Here is a 21,411-nt window from a genome sequence, read left to right on the forward strand (position 1 = left end):
GCCTTCATGGCCAGCCGGGAGGCGCAGCAGCAGACCCAGCAGGCCGAGGAACTCGCGACTTCGTTGGCCAAGAGCGCGCAGACCCAGAAGGCGCAGCTCAAGGGCGAGGAAGCCCCCGACAAGCTGCCGGCCATCGAGGCGCTGAAGCATGTGGCCGAGGTCCTTGCCGCCAAGCAAGAGGGAACCGCAGCGGCCGGGGGTGGTGCAGGAACAGGCGACGGTATCAAGGCCACCGAAGGCGGCCAGGGTAGCGTCACCGCCTACAGCGAGCCGCACCTGCAGTTCAGCGCCCCGATGGGCATCGGCTTCGTCACGCCCAAGGAGGCGATCGTCGTCAGCGGCAAGCACAGCGCCATCGTCGCGAGCCAGGACATCGACCTGCCCGCGCAGGGGCAGATCGCGGTGAGCGTGGCCAAGGGGGTGAGCCTATACACCGTGGGTGCCAAGGCCAGCGGAGGCGACGAGCCCAACCAGGAGCGCGGCATTGCGCTGCATGCGGCCAGCGGCAGCGTGAGCCTGCAAAGCCAGAAAGGCGCTACGAAGATTGCTGCCGACAAGAAAGTGACGATCGCCAGCACGACGAAGAACGTCGAGGTGGAGGCGCCGACACACGTGCTGCTGACCAGCGCGGGGGCCTACATCAAGCTCGAAGGCGCGAGCATCAAGATCCATGCGCCGGGGAAGGTGACGTTCAGGGGGATGCATAACTTCGTCGGGCCGATGGGGGACAGTGCGAGCAACAGCGCGGGCAAGGGGGAATACAAGGGGTGCGGCATGCAGGAAGGTGACGCCGCCAGCATTGGCGACGGATCGTTCTCGCGATGAATGGACGGTTCACCCCCATGTCATTTCAAATCCTGTCATCGCTCGACACCATCGAGGCCGACGCACCGGTGTCGCCGCTTCATTCGCATTTCGTTGCCCTGTGCCGTGAACTCGTCACGGCGTTGCCGCCGGAAGGCACGCGTCCCCTGCGCGCCTATGCACTGCTCGAGCGCTGGCGCGACAACCCGCTGGCCGCAGTCTTCGATGCGGAATATCCGGAACTCGCTGGTGCACGAAGCCCTGTGCCCGACGATTTCTTCAAGGATCGCGAAGACGACGCGCCCTGCATCGTGCCGCTGCCCGACGTGCTCTGGCGCGCAACACCCGACGGCACGCTGGCCGAAGTGCTGGCTCGGGATTGGTTCGGCGACTGGTTCGAAACGTCGTGGCATGAAACCCGGCAGCGCCTGACGCCCCAGCACTTCGGTGCCGTCATCTTCAGCCCCGAATCAGCGCGCGAAGTGGCTCACCACCTTGCAAACCTGGGGTACCAAACGCCGCCGAAAGCATCGCAGGCCCGCATGTTTCGCTATCAGGACCCGCGCGTCATGCAACGTGTATGGCCCGCGCTCACACCGTGGCAGCGCAAGCTCTGGATGGGCCCGGTGCGGCAATGGTGGTCGCTCTTGCAGCCGTGGGGCGCTTGGGATGAAAGGGCGCAAGAGCGAGGAGCTCAACCGGACGCCACGTTGCCTCTATGGTTCAAGGCCGTCGCTCCAGCCCCACAGACCGTGGAACCCGATAGACATCATCCCTTGCGCCGTCTGTTCGATGAGAAGCAGTGGGCGTTGGCGCACACAGCGCCCATCGGCAATCGCGTATGGAGGCGCTACGCAGACGCCGACGTCGACGTGGCAGCTCAACCTGAAGGTCGCGTCATGAACGCTCTCTTGAACGAAGGCCGGGCCCTTGGCCTGGACGGTAGAAACCTTGAAGACTTTGCGTGGTGCAGTTCGCAATCGAAGTATTTCGCTGCGGATCTGCAGAGCATCCCGTGGTCTTCACCGCGCTGGGCGCCTTTGCTCGCGCGCATGCTGAGTGCTCTGCACATTGAACCCCATGCCACCTTTGGCGGCGTGTTCCACGAATTCGTCCAGCCATTTGAGAAAGCCACCGCATGACCTGCGAATCTCCTTGCAGCAACTGCAACCGCACGGGCCTGCCGATCCTCTTTACCCGCTATGCCGCCGCCTACAGCGTGCAGGAAAAGGGCATGGCTGCTCTGCGACAACTGCGCCCGATGGGCCAATTGCAGGCCCAGCCCGGCGGGGTGACCATGAAGACAGCGCAGTACAACGTGCGCATGCTGCGCGCGGGCTATCTGTACCTGCTGATCGAAGTTGCCGGAGAAAAGCGCTGGGAGGGCTACGCGGTACACCCGCATGGCTATCTGACGGCGTTCCCCGTCAGCGCACCGGAGGCAGCGAAGGTGCACATCGCCTGCGCCCGCGACGACCGCCCGGCCAACGCCAGCATGGTGTGGGTGAAGGATGCCAAGCGCGTGAAGAAGCTCTGGTACATGTTTCATCCCGACGCCGTGGACTACGACCATCTGAAGCAGAAAATCGAGCCGAACCTGGACGAGTACATGCAGAGCTTCGACGTGGCCGGCTGGGTCAATGGCAAAACGAGCCAGACAGACACTTGCCAGCCTGGACAGCTCAATGAGCAGGTGGTGGAGTTCTCGGCACTCAGCACGCCAACAGTGCGCGATGCGATTGAGCCGCAGATGTACGGCCTGATGGGCAGCAATCCGCAGGAACGGGGGTGGGGCGACTATGAGGAGGAAGTGAAGACGCCGCAGTACACGGCGATGGGTGATGTGACGGGGGGCGAAGACACCAGCATGGTCAAACGCAGTGGCCCTACTTACGAGGTGGCACACGGTGCGCGCCTGAAAAAGATGGCCGATTTCCTCCAGGATCAAAAAGGAGCAGTGATTGCCTGCGAAGACGCCATTGGAATCTGCCAGGAACTGGGACATCTGCAGGCGGAGGCGCAAATGGTGTATGCCCATTGGCAAGCATCCGGTGCCCTCGGCCATCACAAGGACGTGAGCAACGAGTGGGTGTTGCAGGCAGCCATAGGAGTGCAAGGGCTGATAGATTTGGCGGAGAAGGGCGCGGTGGCGCGTGTCGACAAGGGCTTTGAAGAGTCGGGCCGTATCCGGGCGCCACTGCCGCATGATCCCCAAGAGGCGGCTCAAGAGCGTGCGCGCCGCGATGCAGCGCGCACGGTGAACTACCAGCGCGAACTTCTCAACGCCAAGACGGCCGTCCAATCCGCATGCGATCAGTTGCTCGACCGGGCGGCAGCACGCGACATTCTGCAAGAGCAGAAAGTGCGTCAAGAGCAAGCGCAAAAGAACGTGGCTGCGCTGGGCAGCGATCAGAACGCATGGCTGCGCGCGAGCGGGCTGCGCGATGCCATGGCGCGCTTCAGTGCACAAGACACAAAGATCAACCGGCCGGGCGGCGGCGCTGCGCTGAGCCTGCAAGCTGCGCAGTGTCTGGCCGGCACGGAAGCCCACGAGGCAGGCCGCGAGGTTCTGAAGGAAATGGAATTTTCGGGCGACAACCTGCTGTCGCGAATGCTGAGCTTCAACAGCGAGACCTTGAAGGCGACCCATAAGGCAATCGAAGATGCCAAGCGGCCTGCGGAGTCAACACCGACGCCGGATCCCGAGACCCAGTTGGCCGACTCGCTGGCCAATGCACTCAAGCTGACCGCTGGCCGTTTGGCGCTGGGCGACAAGGCATTGGGTTTTATTGAAGAAGCAGGCAAGGGCGACGCGCCAGCCGCGCTGCGCAAGTTCGCCTGGGCCGGCAACGTGTTCTCGCTCCTGAGCGCACGGGCACTGACCGGCATCAATGCACTGCCCAAGTCGGCGCTGGAAGCGCGGCTGGTGCAGCACCTGGCGTTGGCGGGCATGAGCACCATGGGCAGCACCGTTCAAAAAGAAACTGCGCGGCTCAAAGTGGATGTCGCCGAGAACGCCAAGCGAATCGCGCTGCGCGCGAAGAAACTGCAAGGGGCTGCCGATCCGGGCACGCGGGCCGGAAGGGCCGCAGCACTGGAGCGCGCACGCAGCGCCGCCCCCGGCACGCGTGCCGCGATGCTGGGTGGCTTGTTCGATATGAGCAGCGCGATCATCAAGGGCAGCCAGTTCGGCACCAAGCTGGACTTGCGCAGTGGTTTCGATCTCATAGGGCAGACCCTGCAGGGTATCGGCAGCCTCTACGACTGGCGTGCCAAGGCCTACGAAGAGACGCTGTTCAAGGGTGTGAAAGGCACGGATTTGTACAAGTACAAGGCACTGAGCGAAGGACTGGACGCGATGAAAGCGGCGCACCTGAAGAGCCTGCGGCTGACGGCGTTCAGGTTTCTGGGGCCGGCGGCGGTGTTCTCTGTGGTGCTGGACGCTATAGATGCAGGGACATCGAGAGACAGAGGACAAAAATGGTTGTCACGTGCGCAGGCCGCAAGCGCTTTAGGAACCACGTTCACCATTCTCGGAACCGGCGCCGCAATCATCGGCGTGGAAAGCGCGGCTTGGGCTGCAGCTGCTGCGACATTGGGTTTGGTTGGCGCAGTGCTCGCCATAGGCGCCGCCATCTTCATACTGCTGCTCTCCGAGGACAAGTGGATCACCTGGATGCGCGACATTCCGTTAAACAAGGAGCGCAAAGGCCAGAAACCAATCCACAAAGACTTGCAGGAAACGCTGCAGGAATTGATCAACGCGCAGAGCGCGCTGCAGTCCACCTGAGATCACCCCATGTTCGTCCGTGAAAACAGCTACGCGATTGCACGTCGCAAATCCATCGAAAAAGGCCGTGCCCACATCAATCTGGGCGGGCAGAAGCAATGGCCGATCAACCGCTCGGGTGCGCGTGGGGTCTCGATGCCAGGGGGCGGTGCCTTTGCGCAGAACGACTCCTATCTGGAGTTGTGCAATCCCGGCTGGGATCTGCAGTGGCGCGCCGGGATGGGTAATCTTTATGTAGTCCTGCCAGCTTTATTCATTATTTGGTTCTGGTACGGGATGACTATCCATCCGCTTCTATTTGGACAGTTGATCTTCTTTTGGTATCCCACCACGAGATTTGATGGTGGGGACTTGGTCTTTGGATGGCTGCTGGGTTTCCCCCTCGCCTTGGCCAGCGCTTTCCTGATCTTCGCCTGGTTCTACTACATGGGCATGCGCACCTGCTTCTTCACGTATGCGCGGGGACGGATTCGTTTCAATCGACTCACGCGCAAGGTGTATGTGCTGCGCCCGGGCTATTGCGGTGGCAACGTGGTGCTGGACTGGGAACGGCTCGTCGCACTGTACGAGCCCGAAGGCACAAGTGCCGGCGCCAAGCAAACCATCAAGGCACTGGCCCTTTACCACCCTCCGTTCGATTCGGCCGATCCGACTGCCGCGGGGGAGGACTGCATTTTTGTGGGCTCAGCCGTCTCAGGTCCGGAAGGCGCTGCCCATTTGTGGGAGTACATCCGCCAATACATGGAAACCGGCCCCACGGTCGACCACATCCCGCCCGACGCACCCTCCAACTACAAGGGCATTGCCCGGTACCTGCACCCCGACTACACCACCTTCTGCGGCAAGCCGGATGGTCCGCAGTACACCCTGGAGCAAAAACCGGGCTTCATGGAGACGCTGTTCCACATGATGAGCCAGATGACCTGCTCGTGGCCGCGCTTTCCCAGAGAGTGGCAAAGCGATTCGGGCATGGGTGAGCCCGAAGACCGGCCGGTACAGACGGGTGCCGTGATGACCGCCATGGTCTATCGCAACGAAGGCAAGCTCAGCCCGGAGGACGATGTGGAGTTCCTGACCCACTGGGGCACCGAGGAGGCGCTGACCGAAGCCAAGACCAGAGTGGGGCGGCTGGCGACCGAGCGGACAGGGAAATCTGGGTGACGCGCAGCGCAGGTGTGTGGTGTTGCTCGGGGAGCTTGCTGGCTGGTCGCAGGCCGAACGGCAACTGTGGGAGCACATCCGGCGCTATATGGAAGAGGGTGGTCCGGCCATCCGGAGAGCGAAGGCGACGTATCCTGGGGAGAAATCTTTTACGACATCTTCAACCCCGAAGCTCAACCAGAACTTGTGCCGGGAGTGTGGACGTGGGAGCTCTGGGATGGCGGTAACAAGGTTGGGGAAAATCGTTCGAACTCGTGCAGCCGTGAAGTTCACCGTTCACCACCAAAAATAATGCATATGAATTCACCCGCACCGTTCAAGCCGTCGCTCTCCTACGGCCTCATCGCCGTCAACGTCTTCGTCTTCCTGTGTGCCGCCGCAGCGGGGCACTCGCTGCTGAGTATTCCCGTCCATGTCCTGCAGGACATGGGCGGCAACCTGGCGATGCTGAGCTTGACCGGTGATGCGTGGCGGCTGTTCACCAGCCTCTTTCTGCACGGCGGCCTGGTCCACATCCTGTCGAACATGTACCTACTCGTGCTGGTAGGACCGCTGGCCGAGCGTGTGTACGGCCGGACGGGCATGCTCATGGTCTACCTGATCGGCGGCTTGTGGGCCAGCCTGGCGAGTGCCTGCTGGAACGGTTTGCGCACCTTCCAGCCGACGTCCTCGCTGGCCGGTGCCTTCTTGGGCGGACAACCGTCGCTGAACCTGATCGTCAGCGTAGGTGCATCGGGCGCGCTCATGGCGCTGTGCGGGGCGATGCTGGTGGCGAGCCTGTGGCAGTCCGATGGTCCGCAAGACGCTGCCGAGGGCTCGCCCGCGAAGACGGGCCACAGCAGCGTGCTCCTGCAGGTGATCGGCATCAACCTCGTCATGGGCTTCGTCACACGCGGCGTGGACCAGGYCGCGCACTTCGGCGGCCTGCTGGCCGGTCTGCTGTTGGGGGCCGCCATCGGCATCATGTGGCGACAGCCCGACGTGCATCCACGGTTGCGGCGACTGGCTCTGGTCGGCTTGGCAAGCGTCGGGCTGCTCGCCGCCGCGCTGTATGCCGGCGCGTGGCCGCAGTTGCGCGAGTTGCGTGCCGAATGGGACGAGGGCGTGTCTGCCGACGCGCGGCGCGACAAGGCTGAGGCGGCCGCGCGCACGAAGGCGGCGGCCGACGTCGACGAGCAGAACAAGGCGTCCAAGGCGCGAGAGGAGGCCGCCGCGGTACAGCGAAAGCAAAAGCCGCCGCCGGTACCGGACAAGGAAGCGACGGGCCGTGTATGGGAGTTCGCCGGCAAAGGGTCGAACAGTTCTTCCCTGCGCGTGTCCGCCGACGGTCGCAAGGTGCAGGCGCTGGACCTGTTCAACGACATCGTCGATACGCTGAATCTGGACACCGGCGCAGTCACTACGACGCGCGAGAAACTCAACCCAACCGACCACGCCGAAACTTTCCCGCAGCAACGCACCGACGGACTGTCGCTGCGCCGCGGCTACGAAGGCAGCGTTGTGCTGGTAGGCACTGCCGATCAGGTGGTGAAGCGCCAGTGGCTCAGATGCCCGGTGCAGTACATGGGCGACGACTTCAGTGTGGCCGCCGCATTCCTCGACAAGGGTGGGCATAACATCGTCGCAGCCTTGGGTCAGCAACCGGTGGTGCGCGTCACCGACCTCGACACGGGACTCGACGTGGGCTTCTATCCCACCGTGGGGTATCCGATTGCCGCGCAGTTCTCCGCAGACGGCAAGCACCTCTACATCTTGAGCAACCACACCGAAACTGAGCGCCTTGGGCGTACCCTGTCGATGGTCGATCTTTCTCGGCGCATGGCCGATGCCGGAAAAAGTTTTTCCGAGAAGCCGCTGATCTGTGAATGGCGTGTGGGAGGCGAACGATGAAGCTGCCAGCTACCGCCAGCGCATGGTGCGCAGGGCTGCTTGCGCTGGCGTGCGGCCCTGCGCTGGCGCTGTCCGTGCAGACGCAACCACCCGTGCCGGTACCCGCGGACGCGCTGGTGCCGGCTTGTGTGGAGGCCGTCACGTCAACCTGCGGACTGCTCGACCGTTCCGGCCGCTGGGTCGTGCGTTCGGACACGGAGACCTTCAAGCTGGCGGGAACGCACTGGCTCGCCACCGACCGCGAAGGCGGAGTGCGCATCTTCGATGCGAAGGGCCGGCAAACCGGCAAGTTCCCCGATGGTTTGCGCGTCAACGAGTTCTCCGAGGGCCTGGCGTCTTTCGAAGACGCGCGGGGCAAGTACGGATTTCTCAACGCCAAGGGCGAGGTGGTGGTGCCTGCCCGCTATGAGAGCGCCCGGCCCTTCTCGCAGGGGCTCGCCGTGGTCGGAAACCGTGACAGCGAGGACGGAGAGTCACGCTACCGTTTTGGCTACATCGACCTTCGCGGCAAGGAGGTCATTGCGCGGACATATGCGCTGGCCAATTCGTTCTTGCACGGCCTGGCCGCGGTGGAACTGCCCGACCACGGCGTGGGCGCGATCAACAAGACCGGGCGCATGGTGGTGCCGGCCGATACGATGCGCGCCTCGCTCGAGGTCGTGGCGCCTGACCGGCTGGTTGCGTACCCGCTGGGCGGCCGCGCGATCCTGATGGACGGCAAGGGCCGCGAATTGATCGAGCGCGGCCAGGAGCGCAAACCCCAGGGCGCGAGCCATGGCGTCGCCGTGGTGACGGCGCAGGAGCGCGGCCGCTTCATCGATGCGCAGGGTGATCAGCTGCACGTGACTCACAGCTACCAGGGCGGCTCTCTCTACGGAAACCGGACAGGTCCTGTCACGACGATGCCGCGCGGCGGTGATGCTGTCGAGTGGCGGGACGCGCGCAACCAGCCGCTTTTCATGCGGGTGAAGCTCGACTGCGGGATCGAACAGCTGCGTGACACCAGAGGCCAGCCCTTGTGGCCTGTCGACGACGTGGCCGAGCGCTGCGTTCTGGATGCGCAACGGCGCAATGACACGCCCGACCGCAAGTATGTGGCGGCAGCCGATCCGGCGCGCATGGCCGCGCTGGCGCCAACGCAGCCTTCGCGGGCGGAGGCCGGCGAAACCCCGCTCGACGTCTACAGGCTGGCCGAGTCAGCCGTGGCTGAGCAACGGATCGATGCCAGGGTCGAACAGGCGCGGGAAGCCCGGAAGTGGAGTCACGGCGCGACGTTCCTGAAACTGCTGCTGGCGGTGGTGGCACTCGTGGTCAGCCTGGGCTACTTGCGCAGGCGGAGCCGCCAGTGAGTGCGATCAGTCAATTCGATGGAGATGGTTGAGTTCAGCAACGGGCGATGCAGCCAATCACGAAGGTGATTCATCACTCCCCCCCACACCCACCCCTCTGCAGCACAGGCAACAACTGCGGCCCCAGCGACTTCAACAACTGCGTCGGCAGCGAGCTCGTGAACCGGTAGCGCGCCGCATAGGGCTCGCCCACGTAGGCCATGATGGTGCCGAAGTAGCGGTCGCCGATCATGAACACGAAGGTGGCCGAGCGGCTGATCTTGCGTTCCGAGGTCACCCGTCCGCCGAGGCCGGTGTGTCCGTAGCGGTGGTCGCCGGTGCCGGTCTTGCCGCCGATCTCGATCGTGCGGCCGTTCGCGTCCACCAGGGCGCCCTTCAGGCGCCGTGCCGTGCCGTCTTGCACCACCTCGATCAGCGCGCGGCGTACCGTGGCGGTCACCTCGGTGGGGAGCACCTGTTCGACGGTCGCGTTGCCCGGCTCGAGCCGCGTCTCGTAGGGCGTGTCGCGCCCGAAGTGCAGGGCGCCGACCCGTTGCGTGGGCCGCCGCACGCCGTCGTTGACGAGGATGCCCATCAGTTCCGCCAGCGCGGCCGGCCGGTCGCCCGAGGCGCCGATCGCGCTCGCGTACGACGGCGTCAGCGACGCGAAGGGGTACCCCACGCGCTGCCACGAGCGATGAATCTGCGCGAAGGCGTCGAGCTCGATCAGCTCGCGCAGGCGCTTGTCTTGCGCGCTCTTGTGGCGCGTCTTGAAGAGCCAGGCGTAGACCTCCTGGCGTTCGCTTGCGCTCGCGTTCAGCACCTCGGTCAGTGTTGCGCGAGGGTGCTGCCGCAGGTAACCGACCAGCCAGAGCTCCAGCGGATGCACGCGCGCAACGTAACCGCGATCAGCGAGCGACAAGCCGGCGTAGGTGGTGCGCAGCGCCCGCAGTGCGCGCGGCGAGCCAGCACCGCGGCCAAGCTGCTGCGTGAGCAACTCGTCGAGCCGTGCGTCGCTGGCCTCGGGCTCGATCGTGAACAGCATGCTCGCCAGGCGTGGCGCCGTTGGCTTCCGGCCGTGCAGCAACAGCGCCTCGGCGTCCGCGGCCGGCACGCGCTGGTACTTGCGATAGAAGCGGATGAGAAAGGCTGAGCCTTCGCGGTCGGCAAAGCGCGCGAGCAGCTCGCGCCGGCCCGGGTCGGCAGGGTCCTTCAGCAGGCGCTCGGCATTCGACGCGCCGCCGAACATGCGGTGGCGCACCAGGTCGCGCATCAGGCGGATGAACACCAGGTTGACCGAATGCTTGAAGCCCTCGCGCACCGTCATCGTTTGGCTGTTGCTCGAGCGCTCGAAGTTCTCGAACTGGTGCAGGCCGCCGCCGGTGAAGAAGGTCTCGCCCGGGTTCGCCGAATACTTGCGCTCCATGGCCGCCTCGAGCATCGGCGCCAGGCGGCGATCCTTGGCGCGCAAGAGGTACTCCCGCGCCCACGCGCCCAACGGGTCGCGCGGGCTCGGCGCCAGCGCCGACAGCTGGGCGGGGCTCAGGTCGGCCCAGCTCGCGTGCAGCTCGGCCACGAGCTCCAGGTAGGTCACCAGGGTGCGCAGCTTGGCGGTCGAGCCCAGGTCCAGCCGCGCGCCCTGGTTCACGTCGAAAGGCTGGTCGATGTTGTCGGCCTGAACGCGCAGCAGATTGGCGTTGGCGCCGCGCTCGAACAGCGTGAAGCTGTAGACCAGCGGGCCCGGGTCTGCACCCGGGTCGAACATGTGGGGGCCGAACAAGCCTGCTGCCTTGGCCGCGGCGGGCGTCCGCAGGCCGGTCAGCACCCGCGTCGCCAGCGCCTGCGCTTCGCCGTCGAGGCTGGTTTCGGCCTCCAGGTCGAGGCGCTCCAGGTCGTAGGCGCGCGGCACGTCGAGCAGCGTGGAGATGTGGGTGCGCAGCGCGGTCGCGGCCTTGCGCTGCACGAAGTCTGGCCGGGGCGTTGCCGGCAGTTCGGGCCGCAGCCGCAGGGGCAGCGGCAGTGCCGCATCGCGCAGCTCGGGAGAAATCAGCCCTGCCTCGGCCATCAGCCGCAGGTAGCTGTCGGTCAGCCGGGCCAGGCCTGCGCCGTCGCCGAGCAGGTGCTGCGATGGGCGGCGCTGCGCAATCATCAGCGACAGCGCCTGCTTGAAGGCCTCGGCCTGGCGCTGAAGCGCCTCGGGCGTGGGCGCCGCCCCCTCTGCGTTGTCGGCCAGCAGGCGGTTGACTTCGCCGAAGTCGCGCCCGTACCAGGCCCACAGGCCGTCGCCCAGGCCGTGCACCTCGCCCATGCCCGGGCGTGCGGCCAGGGGCACGGTGTCGAGGTAGTCGACCACGATCTGGCGGCGCCGCGCCAGCGTGTCTTCGCCGCCCTGGTAGGCACGCAGCGAGGCCGATGCCATCTGGCGCAGCTTTTCGCGCACCGAGCCGGTGCGGCCATGCGGCGAATGGCGGTACTTTTCGATCTGGGTGGCCAGCGTGCTGCCGCCCGTTGCCGACCCGCCCGGGTTGAACACCCGCAGCCCCTGCTCGACCGCGGCCTTGGCAAGGCGTTCCGGGTCGATGGCGGGGTTGCGCTGCGCCGGCTGCGCGTCCAGCAGGTGGCGGTCTTCGATGAACAGCAGGGCGCTCACCAGCAGCGGCGGCACCTCCTCGAAGCGCTCGTAGGCGTGCTGGGGCACCCGCGTGTGCAGCAGTGCCGCATTGCGGCAGTCGCGCACGGTCAGGCCGGCCTGGTTTTTCTCGCGGTAGGGCGTGAAAAGCCCGCGCTCCTGCAGCTCGATGAGCCGCGGCGACATGCGGGCCTGGCGGGTGATGGCGAAGCCCTGGGGCTCCAGGCGTTCGATGAAGGCGGGAAGATCGTGGTAGCCCATCCGCTCGTCATAAGGCCCCGTGTGGGGAAAGCGGATGGCATCGCTCGCACCGGCATCGACGCTGAAGCCGGCACCGCTGCCAAAGTCGCGCCACAGGGCCGATTGCAGCCGGGACGTTTTCAGCTCGTCCACCGTGAACCAGCAAAGCCCGCCCACGACACCGAGCCCGGCGCCGAACCAGAAAGCCTTCTTGAACCAGGTCATGCTCTGCCTCGCTCACAGTTTGCACAGTGGGTTCGTCAGTCATGATGATGCGCTTTCTGTAGCCGTTTTGGCTTACGCACTGTGGTTTTTTCAGCTTCGGAAAACTACCTAGGCCGAAAGGAATGCGCGGCCTGTGCGGCCCGCGCGGCCGCTGCGGGTCAGCCCACCGCCTTGATGAGCCGTTCGCGCCCCGCCTTGGCCAGCATCGACGCCACCGCGCACGAGGCCAGGCGTGCCGGCTCCGAGTCGGCGCGGCTCGTCAGGATCACCGGCACCTTCGTGCCCAGCACGATGCCCGCCGCATACGCCCCGCCCAGGAAGGTGAGGCTCTTCGCCAGCATGTTGCCCGCGTCCAGGTCGGGCACGATCAGCACGTTGGCGCGGCCTGCCACCGGCGACGCGATGCCCTTGATGCGTGCCGCCTCGGCGTCGATGGCGTTGTCCATGGCCAGCGGCCCATCGACCTGCGCGCCGGTGATCTGGCCGCGGTCGGCCATCTTGCACAGCACGGCGGCGTCGAGCGAGGAGGGTACCTTGGTGTTGACCGTTTCCGTGGCCGAGAGAATCGCCACCCGCACCGCCGGCATCTGCAGCGCATGCGCAAGGTCGATCGCGTTCTGCACGATGTCGACCTTCTCTTCGAGCGTGGGCGCGATGTTGATCGCGGCGTCCGAAATGATCAGCGGCTGCGCGTGGCCCGGAATGTCCATCACGAAGCAGTGACTGATGCGCCGCGACGTGCGCAGCCCGCCTTCGCGCCGCACCACCGCGCCCATCAGCTCGTCGGTGTGCAGGCTGCCCTTCATCAACGCATCGACCTCGCCGCGCAAGGCCATGGCCACGGCGGCGTCGGCCGCGGCGTGGCTGTGCGGGGCATCGACGATGGTGAGGTGCGAGATGTCGGCGCCGGCCTCGCGTGCCGCGGCCTCGATCTTTGCGCGCGGACCGACCAGCACCGGCGTAATGAGGCCCAGCGCGGCCGAAGCCAGCGCCGCTTCGAGCGACACGGCGTCGGCCGGGTGGACGACCGCGACGCGCAGCGGTGGGAGGGCGCGGGCGGCGGCGATCAGGCGGTCGTAGTGGGGGTGGGGCGCGGAGGAGGAGGGGGCCATGCGGGCTCCGGAGGGTGGGTGATTCGGGGAGTTTGCAGCACAGCCGCGTGCCATTGCTTCAGCGAGACTCTCCCGTATGAAGACTAAGGGTGCCGAACAGAACCTGTGACTGCAGCGTGACCATGCATTCCCGGAGCATCCGGGAAGCCAAAGTCCGCGTCCATGGCCGCAAGGTGTTGCAGCGCTTCCTTGAACGATGCAGCCAGCGATGGGGGCAGCCCTTGCAGCAGCTTCCCTTCCAACTCGACGGCATAGGGCACGATGGTCTGGTAGACCTTCCTTCCCGCTGAGGTCAGGCTGAGCGGGCGGACCCGCATGTCGCGGTCCGATTCGGAGCGCTGCAGATAACCGAGCGACTCGAGTCGCTTCACCGCCCGATGGATCGCCACGGCATCCATCACCGAGCGCTCCACCAGTTCCGACGCGGCGCACGAATCGACCTGCCCCACCAGTGCCAGCACCCGCCATTCAGTGCGGGAGATGTCGAACTTGCGCTTGCACACCCGCTCCAGCGCAAGGCTGAGACGACTCGACAGCAGCGCCAATTGATAGGGCACGTAGTGCTCCATCACGAGCCGTTCGGCGCCGCGCGGCTTGCCCTTGGCCTTGCTGGTGGAAACCCCAGTTATTTTCATTTGAAATCAATTTAAAGTTTCAAATGAAAGTTTATCAAAGACGAACTTCAAGATCATGAAAACCACCACTCCTCTCTCTCGCCGCGACCTGCTCGGCCTGCTCCTGGCCGCCGGTGCAGGCAGCCTCCATCCAACTGCTGCAGCGCAATCAGGCAAGCCGCTGACCCTGATCGTCCCCGTTCCGCCGGGCGGCGGAATGGACAGCACGGCTCGCCTTGTCGCGGACCAGCTGCGCGAGACCTTCGGTCCGGTGATCGTCGACAACCGTCCCGGCGCTGCGTTGCGTATTGCCCTGAATCTGGTGAAGGCGGCCGCGCCAGACGGTCACACATTGCTCTTCACCTCGATCTCGCCGTTCACCATCTATCCATTCGTCTATACGCGGCTGGGCTACAAGGTGGAGGGCGACCTGATACCGGTGGCACCGGTGGTGTCGTACGAGTTCGCAATCGCTGTGCCGGGCAGCAGCCCGATCCGTTCGCTGGCCGAGTACATCGCGGCAGTAAAAAAGGCGCCGGAGGTCCATGGCCTTTACGCCGTGCCCGCAGCCGGTTCGGCGGTGCATTTCGCAGGCGCCGCATTCGCTGCAATGGCCAGACTCTCGATGAAGCACGTACCGTACAAGGGATCGGCGCCGGCCATGCAGGACCTGATCGGCGGGCATGTGCCGGCCTGCGTCAATGTGTTGGGTGAATTCCTGCCCTATCGCGCCGATGGCAAGGTGCGCGTGCTGGCGACCACCGGTGCAAAGCGTTCCCCCTTCATGCCCGACGTGCCAACGCTCGCCGAGCTCGGGTTCAAGGGCCTCGTCGCCAGCGAACAGTTCGGGCTCTTCGCACCCGCCGCGACGGCGGCATCGGTGGTCGACAAGCTCAATGCTGCCATGGCTGGTGCGATGGGCAAGCCGGAGATCGCGAAACGCCTCGGCGAGCTGGGCTACACGCCCGCGCAAGCCAGTCCGACGGCCTTTGCCGCTGCGCTGCGCGAGCAGCGCGCGTACTGGGGGCCGATCGTCAAGGCGACCGGTTTCACCCTCGACGAATAGACGATTTTTTCACTGGAGTTGATGATGCTGAATTTCGAACCGCGATGGCAGGAGGCCCTCGACAGGCTGTGCGAGCGCGTGCTGCAGATCCGTGACGCAGTGGGCGAGCAATGGCCCTACCACTGCGAGCCTGCCAGCGGCGAATGGGACACGACCGAGGATGGTGACTGGTGCGGCGGACACTGGGTCGAATGCCTGCGCATCGTCGGCGAGCTGGGAGGCGACCGGCGGCTCATCGACGAATCGGCCGCGCGCACCGAGCGGCTGCGCCGCTACCTGGAGCGCGACGACATGTTCCGCGCGCATCGCTTCTACTACTCGGCGGCGCGCCAGTTCGCCTGGACCGGCGAGTCGAAGTTCCGCACGCTCGCGCTGGCCGCCGCTTGGGCGGTGCGTTCGATGGCCATGCAGGTCAACGGTGCGATGCCGATCGGCACACAGGTGCAGGTGCGCTCCACCCAGATCTGGGGCCGCGACAAGGTGTGCGTGGACAACGTGCACCCGAATCTGATCCTCGACTGGTGGGCTTACAAGGAAACGGGCGACGAGACCTTCGCCGAGGGCGCGCGCAGGCATCTGGATTTGACCCATCGCGACTTTGTGCTCGACGACGGATCGACCATCGAATTCATCGACTACGACGCGCGCACCGGTGACAAGCTGCGCCACTACACGCTGTTGGGAGCGCACGACGAGAGCTGCTGGTCGCGCGGGCAGTCCTGGGCGGTGGCCGGCTACCTGCGAGCCTGGGAGGCGTTGCGCGACGAACGCTATCTGTCGATCGGCAACAAGCTGCTGGACTACTGGATGCGGAATTCCGACGATGGCGGCATCCCCCCGTGGGACTTCAAGGATCCCGCGATCGCCACCGATCCGACATCGGTGCCGCCAGACACCTCCGCCGCCGCGGTGGTGGTGGAGCAGCTCGCGCGCATGGCCGTGCTGCCTGCGCTCCCGCCGGGCGCGCAGGCGGCCACGCAGCGACTGCCGGTCATGCTCGACGGCCTGTTGCGCCACCTGAGGCCGGACGGTGTGCTGCTCGACGGCTGCTTCAACCAGCCCAAGCGCTATGCGAACCGCAGCGAACTGATCTGGGGCACGGCCTACCTGCTGTTCGCGCTTTACTACCTGAAGACTGGACGCGTCGTTGAGTGAGCGTCCTGAGGGGCCGGTGCTGGAAAGCGTGCTTTTCCGGCGCCGCGACACCGCCGAGGCGCTGTTCGCAGACGCCCTGGCGGAAGCCCTGGAACTGCTGCGCAACGCGCCCGGTTACCTGGCGCACCAGACAGGCCCCTGCGTGGAGATCGAGGGGGATTTCTTGCTTCTGATCTGGTGGCGCTCGCTGAGGGACCACCTCGAAGGGTTTCGCCAGTCACCGGATTACTTTCGATGGAGAAACCTGCTGGATCCTCATGTGCAACTCGGCATGGCGGTCAGGCACTACGCAGTCTGACCCGAGCGCGAGCCAGCGGACTTGCAGCCCTCAGCCGCAGGAGCTACGGTCGGCCCCGCATCACCCAGCAGTTGCGTCAGCAGGGCGAATGCGTGGGCGCTGAGCGGGTTCGCCGCAGTCTCAGACGCCAAGGCCTGCGCCCTGTCTATCGGCGCGCAAACGTGGTGACCACCGATTCGGTGCGTCGCCTACCGGTGGCGCCCAATCTTCTGGCGCGGCGCTTCGATGGCTGGCAGCTGCCATGCGGGCTCGGAGGGTGGGTGGTTCCGGGAGTTTGCAGGAAGCGGTTGAGGGCCGGCCGCTCGCGGCCCATCGAGAGCGACTTTTCGTATGGGCAGATCATCTCCTTTGACGGCGGATGGACCTCTGGCAGCACAATGTGAGCTCGGCGGTCACGCCCGCCACCCCGTCAACTCGCAACAATCTTTTCAGGACTGATGTCGATGATCTACGAACTACGCGTCTATACCGCAATGCCTGGCCGGCTACCCGACGTTCTTGCCAGATTTCGCGATCACACCGTGGGCATCTGGAACCGGCTGGGAATTCGTCAACTCGGGTATTGGACGACTGCAGTCGGACCTGACAGCAACGCGCTGACCTACATGCTCATCTGGGAGAGCCTGGCCGATCGTGAGGTCAAGTGGGGAAAATTTGTCGTCGATCCCGAATGGGTCGAGGTCAGAAAGGCGAGCGAGGCAGCCGGACCGATTGTTGCGAAGATGGACAACTCGTTCTTGGCGCCAACCTCTTTCTCGCCTGCGAAATAGTCTCTCCCGCGGCGGCCGACACAGGTTGCGGGGACGCGGTATCAATGCCCAAAACCCTTGTAGGAGTTGCGTGATGCCGCAGAAAAAGCCAATGAGTGATGCCGAACTGGCCGCCTTCGAAGCAAGCCAGGACTTCGAGGCTTTGCTTGTGCAGTCGGCGCGCGAAATGGGCGCCGGGAAAACGCGCAAGGTCTACACGCCTGTTGTTGCTGCGCGCGAGAACGCAGGCCTGTCGCAAGCAGGCTTTGCCGAACTGCTCGGTGTGTCGGTGCGCACCTTGCAGCAGTGGGAGCAGGGCCGTCGCGAACCGACAGGCGCCGCGAAGACGCTGATCGCCATTGCCGAGAAGATGCCCGAAGCGCTCAGGGCGGTTGACCCGGACTACAAGGCGCCGCAACGTGTGCTCGGTCGTGCGAAGGCCAAGCAGATCAAGGCCTGAGCTTCTGCATCGTCGAGCGTCGCGATGATCGTGGTCGTGTGCTCAAAGTCGATGCGATCCCCAATTTGTTCACTACATGGAGTCTTCCGCTAGCGCGTTTCTCTCCATACATTTGAAGTACCGCCGCGCCTCACGGCGGGACATCGATGCACATCGCAGCGATGTCGATGTGAGGCACAAAAGGCGACGGCCAAGGTGCGCTAACACCATGGCCGTCTAACCAAGTGACGTGCAGATCTTTGGTAAGGAGCACACCAGATGGCTGATCGAATTATCGCCGGGCAGAACACGCCTGTTTCCGACGACGCAACCAACCAGCAGGATGCGTCAGACATTCTTGAGAACAAGTTGACCCAACTGCAATCTCTGTTGAGTTGCTGCTATGGGGACGGGTGTGAATGGTTCGATGCGATTGGGGCATCGCATCGGGACAACATTATGTGGATTGCGGCGGATCTTGCGACAGAAGCGGTAAGGTTGTTTGAACAAGTGGAAAGAAGTTGCATCCCGTGACCCGGGGCGAGTTCAAGGTCAGTTGATATCGCAATATCTGAGCACCGATCGGATCGTTTTTACTTGCAGATGAAAAGCTTAGTTGGACCCCCCGACGTTTACCGGCTATGTGCAGAGCTATCCTGCAAGACCGACAACGCTAACGTCCTTTCTTCTGCAGGCAAACTTTCAATTTGCTCCAGTACCTTGTGAGCGCCGAAAGACCAAAGCCTGGAGAGCATAGGGCTGTTAGCGATGAGATCGCCAGCAGAGATCTGGTCGAACTGTGAGGCGTCGGCGAAGGCGTATCGGCCCTCAAGGTCGACTTCCAACATGATTTGCTGGAACGATTTCGGAATTGGCAAAGAGGCCAACCCATCCGACAACACAAGAAATACGTTTGGCGGAACCTGGCTACTTGGGCGTACGAGGTGAGTCAAGGTCGTGTCAGCCAAAGTGCGTGCGTAAATATCAAGTGCCGAGAAGTTTGCATCCAAAAGCACTAGGACTTCCACCGGCTCGGCATCCATTGCAGAGCGCACGGCAAAATCGTCGATCAGACCGACAGTTACGTCGAGCAGTACTCCGCGCTTGCCAAGGCCGATTGCCCAGGTCTGAACTGCAGATCTTGCGGATGCTCCTTTGACGCCGAAGAGGAGTCCGGCGCCATGAGCAACCCTGCGTAAGATCTCAAAGGCTGTCGCGCACTGTTTGGGCACACCGAATTTTCGCAAAGCAGCGACTGAGTCTTCCGGCGCCTCATCAAACCGCCTCTGGTACGGAGTCGTAGCTGAAAAAGTGCCCCTGACGCTATCAGGATGTGCGGGGACGCCTGCGCTAGTCGTCGCGGGAATAAGCGAGCCCCAAATAGCTGCATCTGCGAGCAATTTCGGGATCCCCTCGTTTCGCGCCTTTTCGAATGCRCTGCGCACTGTCTTAGTAGTTTCGTCTCGCAGTCGCTTATGTTCTTCGCGCTCTCGGCGCACGCGATCTTCCCAGTCCGTTCGCTCCTTTCTCAGGCGATCAATTTCCGTGGAAAGTTCACTTTTCTCTTCGAGCTTCTTCGAGGCTTCTAGAGCTACTAGAGCATCGACCTTGTTCTTGATTTCAGGTTGACGCGCGACTTCCTTTACGAGAATCTCTAGCGCCTCTTCGTTCTCCACCAGCCGATCCAAAGCCGCACCAAGCCGAGCGATACGCGGACCGGTTAACGCAAACTCCTCTGCTTCTAGCAGACGTCCCAGATCGCGAAGCTGTGCTCGCGAGATGCTGCTCGCTGAGCCGTTGCCTGGAGGGACGCTCCGAAAAACACTCTTTGCCGTTGAAAAGAGACTTCCGCATTCATAGATCAACTGCTCTTTGGGGAGCGGCCCAATCACGTACAGCCGACCATCAAAGCGAATAGCTGGCATTGTCTGCCAGGCCAGTAATCCTGCCTCATAGGTCTCGTCACGATGGAGTTCCGCCCGATCGGGGCGACAAGCCAACACCAACCCATCAGCGAGTTGATATATCAATGGCTGTGAGCTTGATCTGTGGCTGTGTAGGGAACTCTGCTTCAGATAATCTCGAACTGAGTCGGGATCTGTTGATGGGAACGGCACCATCCGCGCTTCAAAAACGGCGCGCTTGTCGGAGGCAAGATGAAAGCGAGTTCTCTTTTCTGTCTCATGCTCCGCAACCTGCCAAACTCCCACTTCGCCGCGAGTGGGCTGTCGCGGGTAGTTTGGGCCGTTGAATGCGATAACCGAACCGGTATCAGGAAACAGGCGCTTCGGATCCTCTCCGTTCAAAAAAAGTGCTTGGGCTGACCGGACGATTGCAAGGGGCTTGATGAATACGGCGGTTGATCTATCGGAGTTGGTGCAGTAGCCAAGAACCTCGTCACGTTCCTGGTAAAACTCTCCGCTGAATATGGCTTCATTTTGGGTTATCAGACCGCGCACCGAGCCTCCGATCTGCAAAGGCAAGTTTTCTTTGGCCCTTGAGAACTCCTCCAGAAGTTTGCGAGCAACAGATTCGCTGGGCAATGCTGCGGCAATAGAACGAGCTTCTGATCGGCGACCGAGCTGTGCTGCCTGAAGTCCCGATACAAACATGCCAAAGGTGGGTGGAAACTGGGCRAGATCCTCATCGACGTCTTGAGCGTTGACAAGATCTACAAGTAGTTTCAGTAGCGCGTCAGGCAACTGTGTGTGAGCAACAATTACTTCAGATGCATCTGACAGAGCTGTCGAAGGCTGGATCGAGGCCTCGCCATCTATCGACTGCGACACGGGAGGCGGGTTTCCTCCGATCGGGCTGCGCAGAAAGTCCAATAAGGGTGTGGACGCATCCGTGCTGAAAAGATGGACAAGACAAGACCGTGCAAGCCGTTTAGCCGTGTCTTCGGGAATTTCTTCCTTCAGTTCTTCGTACAGTTTGAACTCGTCGATCAGTTGATTCACCCCGACGGGATCGACCATTTTCAAATTTCTGCTGAACCAGTTGTGAAGCACGGAATCCGTTGCGGCCGGTAGCTCGTATGCAAGCGCGCGAGTTCTCGCCTTTTGGCCAGCGGGTAAATTCTGAACACGCCCGCGATTCTGAATAAGCGCTATACGACTCTCACTGAAGAAGCGCCGAAGCTCGAACTCGTCAGTGCCCAGACTCAGGAGATACTCAAATCGTCGTTTATCAACATTTAGGTATGTCATCTCTACTTGTCCAACTTTTCTGCATATGCTCGGTGTACGCGGAACCATTCCGTACTTGCAGAGCGACCGCCAATCGAAACTGGATAACTGAGTCCCGCGGCCTCCGTCCCTATCCTTTGAGAAAGCCCACCGTCGGCGATCCGCTTCGCGACGCCTTCTAACCACATATGAGTCGGTGAGACTTCGGGCATCAACTGCTGGTCGCTAACCAGCATAGGCTGGACGTCACCAAAGTTTTCGCCGTCAAGAACGGCCTGGGGCAGATTGAGACCGTCATAGACCAATGTATTTGCTGACTGGCGCCACTGTCGCGATGCGTTGGCTACGAACTGAGCGACACGCTCCGAGGGGCAAACAACGAGACATTCACCAAAACTCTCAAAAGCATCTCTAGTGTTCGTTGCAAAAAGATCGAACGTGCCTTTGCTCGCTTCGATCCGGATGCCGTCGGGCATGAAGAGTGGACATTCTTGGACCCTAAGCTGTACCTGAATCCTGTCACCGATGACGATGCAAGCGTCACCCGTTGAGAAATTTCGAAGCTCTCCATCGGTGGCAGTGATCCAATGAATAGCCTCATTTCTGTCAGCTTGACCGTACGTCTCGATCCGGGAGGAGCACTCCCGGCTTCGACGCAGTTTTATGGCCTGAGTACCGACGGGGTATACCAACGTCCCGTCCGGGTCAACGTGATGAGGCGGC

At 63.2% G+C, this 21,411-nt stretch carries 17 protein-coding genes and 1 pseudogene; 13 read left to right on the forward strand and 5 right to left on the reverse strand.

The annotated features are described in order from the left end of the window. From AC1DXX_RS14435 to AC1DXX_RS14460, 6 genes are all read left to right on the forward strand, one after another. Positions 1 to 825: DUF2345 domain-containing protein (locus tag AC1DXX_RS14435; RefSeq protein ID WP_478134890.1), on the forward strand; the 825-nt coding region annotated here is incomplete at its 5' end. A 17-nt stretch (positions 826 to 842) separates the two neighbouring features. After that, positions 843 to 1,946 carry a DUF4123 domain-containing protein gene (locus tag AC1DXX_RS14440; protein ID WP_478134891.1) on the forward strand — a complete coding sequence of 368 codons (1,104 nt, stop codon included), beginning with the start codon at positions 843 to 845 and terminating at the stop codon, positions 1,944 to 1,946. Then, entirely contained in the window at positions 1,943 to 4,594 is a 2,652-nt protein-coding gene (locus AC1DXX_RS14445; RefSeq protein WP_478134892.1) for a T6SS effector BTH_I2691 family protein, read from the forward strand. Before AC1DXX_RS14440 ends, AC1DXX_RS14445 begins: the two co-directional genes overlap by 4 nt. Before the next feature lie 9 nt (positions 4,595 to 4,603). Then, on the forward strand, positions 4,604 to 5,755 hold the full coding sequence (locus AC1DXX_RS14450) for a hypothetical protein (RefSeq protein ID WP_478134893.1): 1,152 nt from the start codon (positions 4,604 to 4,606) through the stop codon (positions 5,753 to 5,755). Positions 5,756 to 6,052: 297 nt separating this feature from the next. Continuing rightward, positions 6,053 to 7,645 (forward strand): rhomboid family intramembrane serine protease, encoded by a 1,593-nt coding sequence (locus AC1DXX_RS14455; RefSeq protein ID WP_478134894.1) that lies wholly within the window; start codon positions 6,053 to 6,055, stop codon positions 7,643 to 7,645. Next, on the forward strand, positions 7,642 to 8,994 hold the full coding sequence (locus tag AC1DXX_RS14460; RefSeq protein ID WP_478134895.1) for a WG repeat-containing protein: 1,353 nt from the start codon (positions 7,642 to 7,644) through the stop codon (positions 8,992 to 8,994). Before AC1DXX_RS14455 ends, AC1DXX_RS14460 begins: the two co-directional genes overlap by 4 nt. Positions 8,995 to 9,067: 73 nt before the next feature. Here the strand turns inward: AC1DXX_RS14460 and AC1DXX_RS14465 are convergent, their stop codons facing one another. From AC1DXX_RS14465 to AC1DXX_RS14475, 3 genes are all read right to left on the reverse strand, one after another. Further along, a complete protein-coding gene (locus tag AC1DXX_RS14465; RefSeq protein ID WP_478134896.1) occupies positions 9,068 to 12,067 on the reverse strand; it encodes a transglycosylase domain-containing protein in 3,000 nt (999 codons plus the stop codon). A gap of 158 nt (positions 12,068 to 12,225) precedes the next feature. Further along, positions 12,226 to 13,179, reverse strand: coding sequence for a phosphate acetyltransferase (locus AC1DXX_RS14470; protein ID WP_478134897.1), 954 nt, complete (start codon positions 13,177 to 13,179; stop codon positions 12,226 to 12,228). 83 nt (positions 13,180 to 13,262) lie between these two features. After that, positions 13,263 to 13,814, reverse strand: a complete 552-nt coding sequence (locus tag AC1DXX_RS14475; protein WP_478134898.1) for a MarR family winged helix-turn-helix transcriptional regulator — start codon at positions 13,812 to 13,814, stop codon at positions 13,263 to 13,265. A 55-nt stretch (positions 13,815 to 13,869) separates the two neighbouring features. Between AC1DXX_RS14475 and AC1DXX_RS14480 the strand changes: the two genes are divergently transcribed. The 7 genes and pseudogenes from AC1DXX_RS14480 (at position 13,870) to AC1DXX_RS14510 (ending at position 18,034) form a co-directional block, all read left to right on the forward strand. Further along, positions 13,870 to 14,859: a tripartite tricarboxylate transporter substrate-binding protein gene (locus AC1DXX_RS14480; protein ID WP_478134899.1), complete on the forward strand. Its 990-nt coding sequence runs from the start codon at positions 13,870 to 13,872 to the stop codon at positions 14,857 to 14,859. Between the two features lie 24 nt (positions 14,860 to 14,883). Further along, positions 14,884 to 16,014, forward strand: a complete 1,131-nt coding sequence (locus AC1DXX_RS14485) for a glycoside hydrolase family protein (protein ID WP_478134900.1) — start codon at positions 14,884 to 14,886, stop codon at positions 16,012 to 16,014. After that, positions 16,007 to 16,312 carry an antibiotic biosynthesis monooxygenase family protein gene (locus tag AC1DXX_RS14490; RefSeq protein WP_478134901.1) on the forward strand — a complete coding sequence of 102 codons (306 nt, stop codon included), beginning with the start codon at positions 16,007 to 16,009 and terminating at the stop codon, positions 16,310 to 16,312. The genes AC1DXX_RS14485 and AC1DXX_RS14490 overlap by 8 nt, the downstream gene beginning before the upstream one ends. Before the next feature lie 32 nt (positions 16,313 to 16,344). Next, positions 16,345 to 16,548: pseudogene (locus tag AC1DXX_RS14495) on the forward strand (IS3 family transposase); the annotation flags it as partial. A gap of 207 nt (positions 16,549 to 16,755) precedes the next feature. Beyond that, the gene (locus AC1DXX_RS14500) at positions 16,756 to 17,082 is read left to right on the forward strand and encodes an NIPSNAP family protein (protein WP_478134902.1); all 327 of its coding nucleotides are present in this window, start codon (positions 16,756 to 16,758) and stop codon (positions 17,080 to 17,082) included. Between the two features lie 73 nt (positions 17,083 to 17,155). Then, complete coding sequence (locus AC1DXX_RS14505; protein WP_478134903.1) at positions 17,156 to 17,521, forward strand: helix-turn-helix domain-containing protein; 366 nt, start codon at positions 17,156 to 17,158, stop codon at positions 17,519 to 17,521. Between the two features lie 258 nt (positions 17,522 to 17,779). Continuing rightward, entirely contained in the window at positions 17,780 to 18,034 is a 255-nt protein-coding gene (locus AC1DXX_RS14510) for a hypothetical protein (RefSeq protein WP_478134904.1), read from the forward strand. 98 nt (positions 18,035 to 18,132) lie between these two features. On the opposite strand, the gene AC1DXX_RS14515 is transcribed toward AC1DXX_RS14510, so the two are convergent. Further along, positions 18,133 to 20,478, reverse strand: a complete 2,346-nt coding sequence (locus AC1DXX_RS14515; protein ID WP_478134905.1) for a hypothetical protein — start codon at positions 20,476 to 20,478, stop codon at positions 18,133 to 18,135. A gap of 233 nt (positions 20,479 to 20,711) precedes the next feature. Then, a complete protein-coding gene (locus AC1DXX_RS14520) occupies positions 20,712 to 21,164 on the reverse strand; it encodes a hypothetical protein (RefSeq protein ID WP_478134955.1) in 453 nt (150 codons plus the stop codon). Positions 21,165 to 21,411: the final 247 nt, after the last annotated feature.

The organism is Variovorax sp. P4_B10, from assembly GCF_056402375.1.

Excerpts from the sequence above, each read along its gene's own strand:
- AC1DXX_RS14445 (WP_478134892.1), top strand. The coding sequence starts at position 1,943 with ATGACCTGCGAATCTCCTTGCAGCAACTGCAACCGCACGGGCCTGCCG.
- AC1DXX_RS14460 (WP_478134895.1), top strand. The coding sequence starts at position 7,642 with ATGAAGCTGCCAGCTACCGCCAGCGCATGGTGCGCAGGGCTGCTTGCG.
- AC1DXX_RS14465 (WP_478134896.1), bottom strand. The coding sequence starts at position 12,067 with ATGACCTGGTTCAAGAAGGCTTTCTGGTTCGGCGCCGGGCTCGGTGTC.
- AC1DXX_RS14485 (WP_478134900.1), top strand. The coding sequence starts at position 14,884 with ATGCTGAATTTCGAACCGCGATGGCAGGAGGCCCTCGACAGGCTGTGC.
- AC1DXX_RS14470 (WP_478134897.1), bottom strand. The coding sequence starts at position 13,179 with ATGGCCCCCTCCTCCTCCGCGCCCCACCCCCACTACGACCGCCTGATC.
- AC1DXX_RS14475 (WP_478134898.1), bottom strand. The coding sequence starts at position 13,814 with ATGAAAATAACTGGGGTTTCCACCAGCAAGGCCAAGGGCAAGCCGCGC.
- AC1DXX_RS14510 (WP_478134904.1), top strand. The coding sequence starts at position 17,780 with ATGGCTGATCGAATTATCGCCGGGCAGAACACGCCTGTTTCCGACGAC.
- AC1DXX_RS14505 (WP_478134903.1), top strand. The coding sequence starts at position 17,156 with ATGCCGCAGAAAAAGCCAATGAGTGATGCCGAACTGGCCGCCTTCGAA.
- AC1DXX_RS14500 (WP_478134902.1), top strand. The coding sequence starts at position 16,756 with ATGATCTACGAACTACGCGTCTATACCGCAATGCCTGGCCGGCTACCC.
- AC1DXX_RS14520 (WP_478134955.1), bottom strand. The coding sequence starts at position 21,164 with ATGCCCGACGGCATCCGGATCGAAGCGAGCAAAGGCACGTTCGATCTT.
- AC1DXX_RS14480 (WP_478134899.1), top strand. The coding sequence starts at position 13,870 with ATGAAAACCACCACTCCTCTCTCTCGCCGCGACCTGCTCGGCCTGCTC.
- AC1DXX_RS14450 (WP_478134893.1), top strand. The coding sequence starts at position 4,604 with ATGTTCGTCCGTGAAAACAGCTACGCGATTGCACGTCGCAAATCCATC.
- AC1DXX_RS14440 (WP_478134891.1), top strand. The coding sequence starts at position 843 with ATGTCATTTCAAATCCTGTCATCGCTCGACACCATCGAGGCCGACGCA.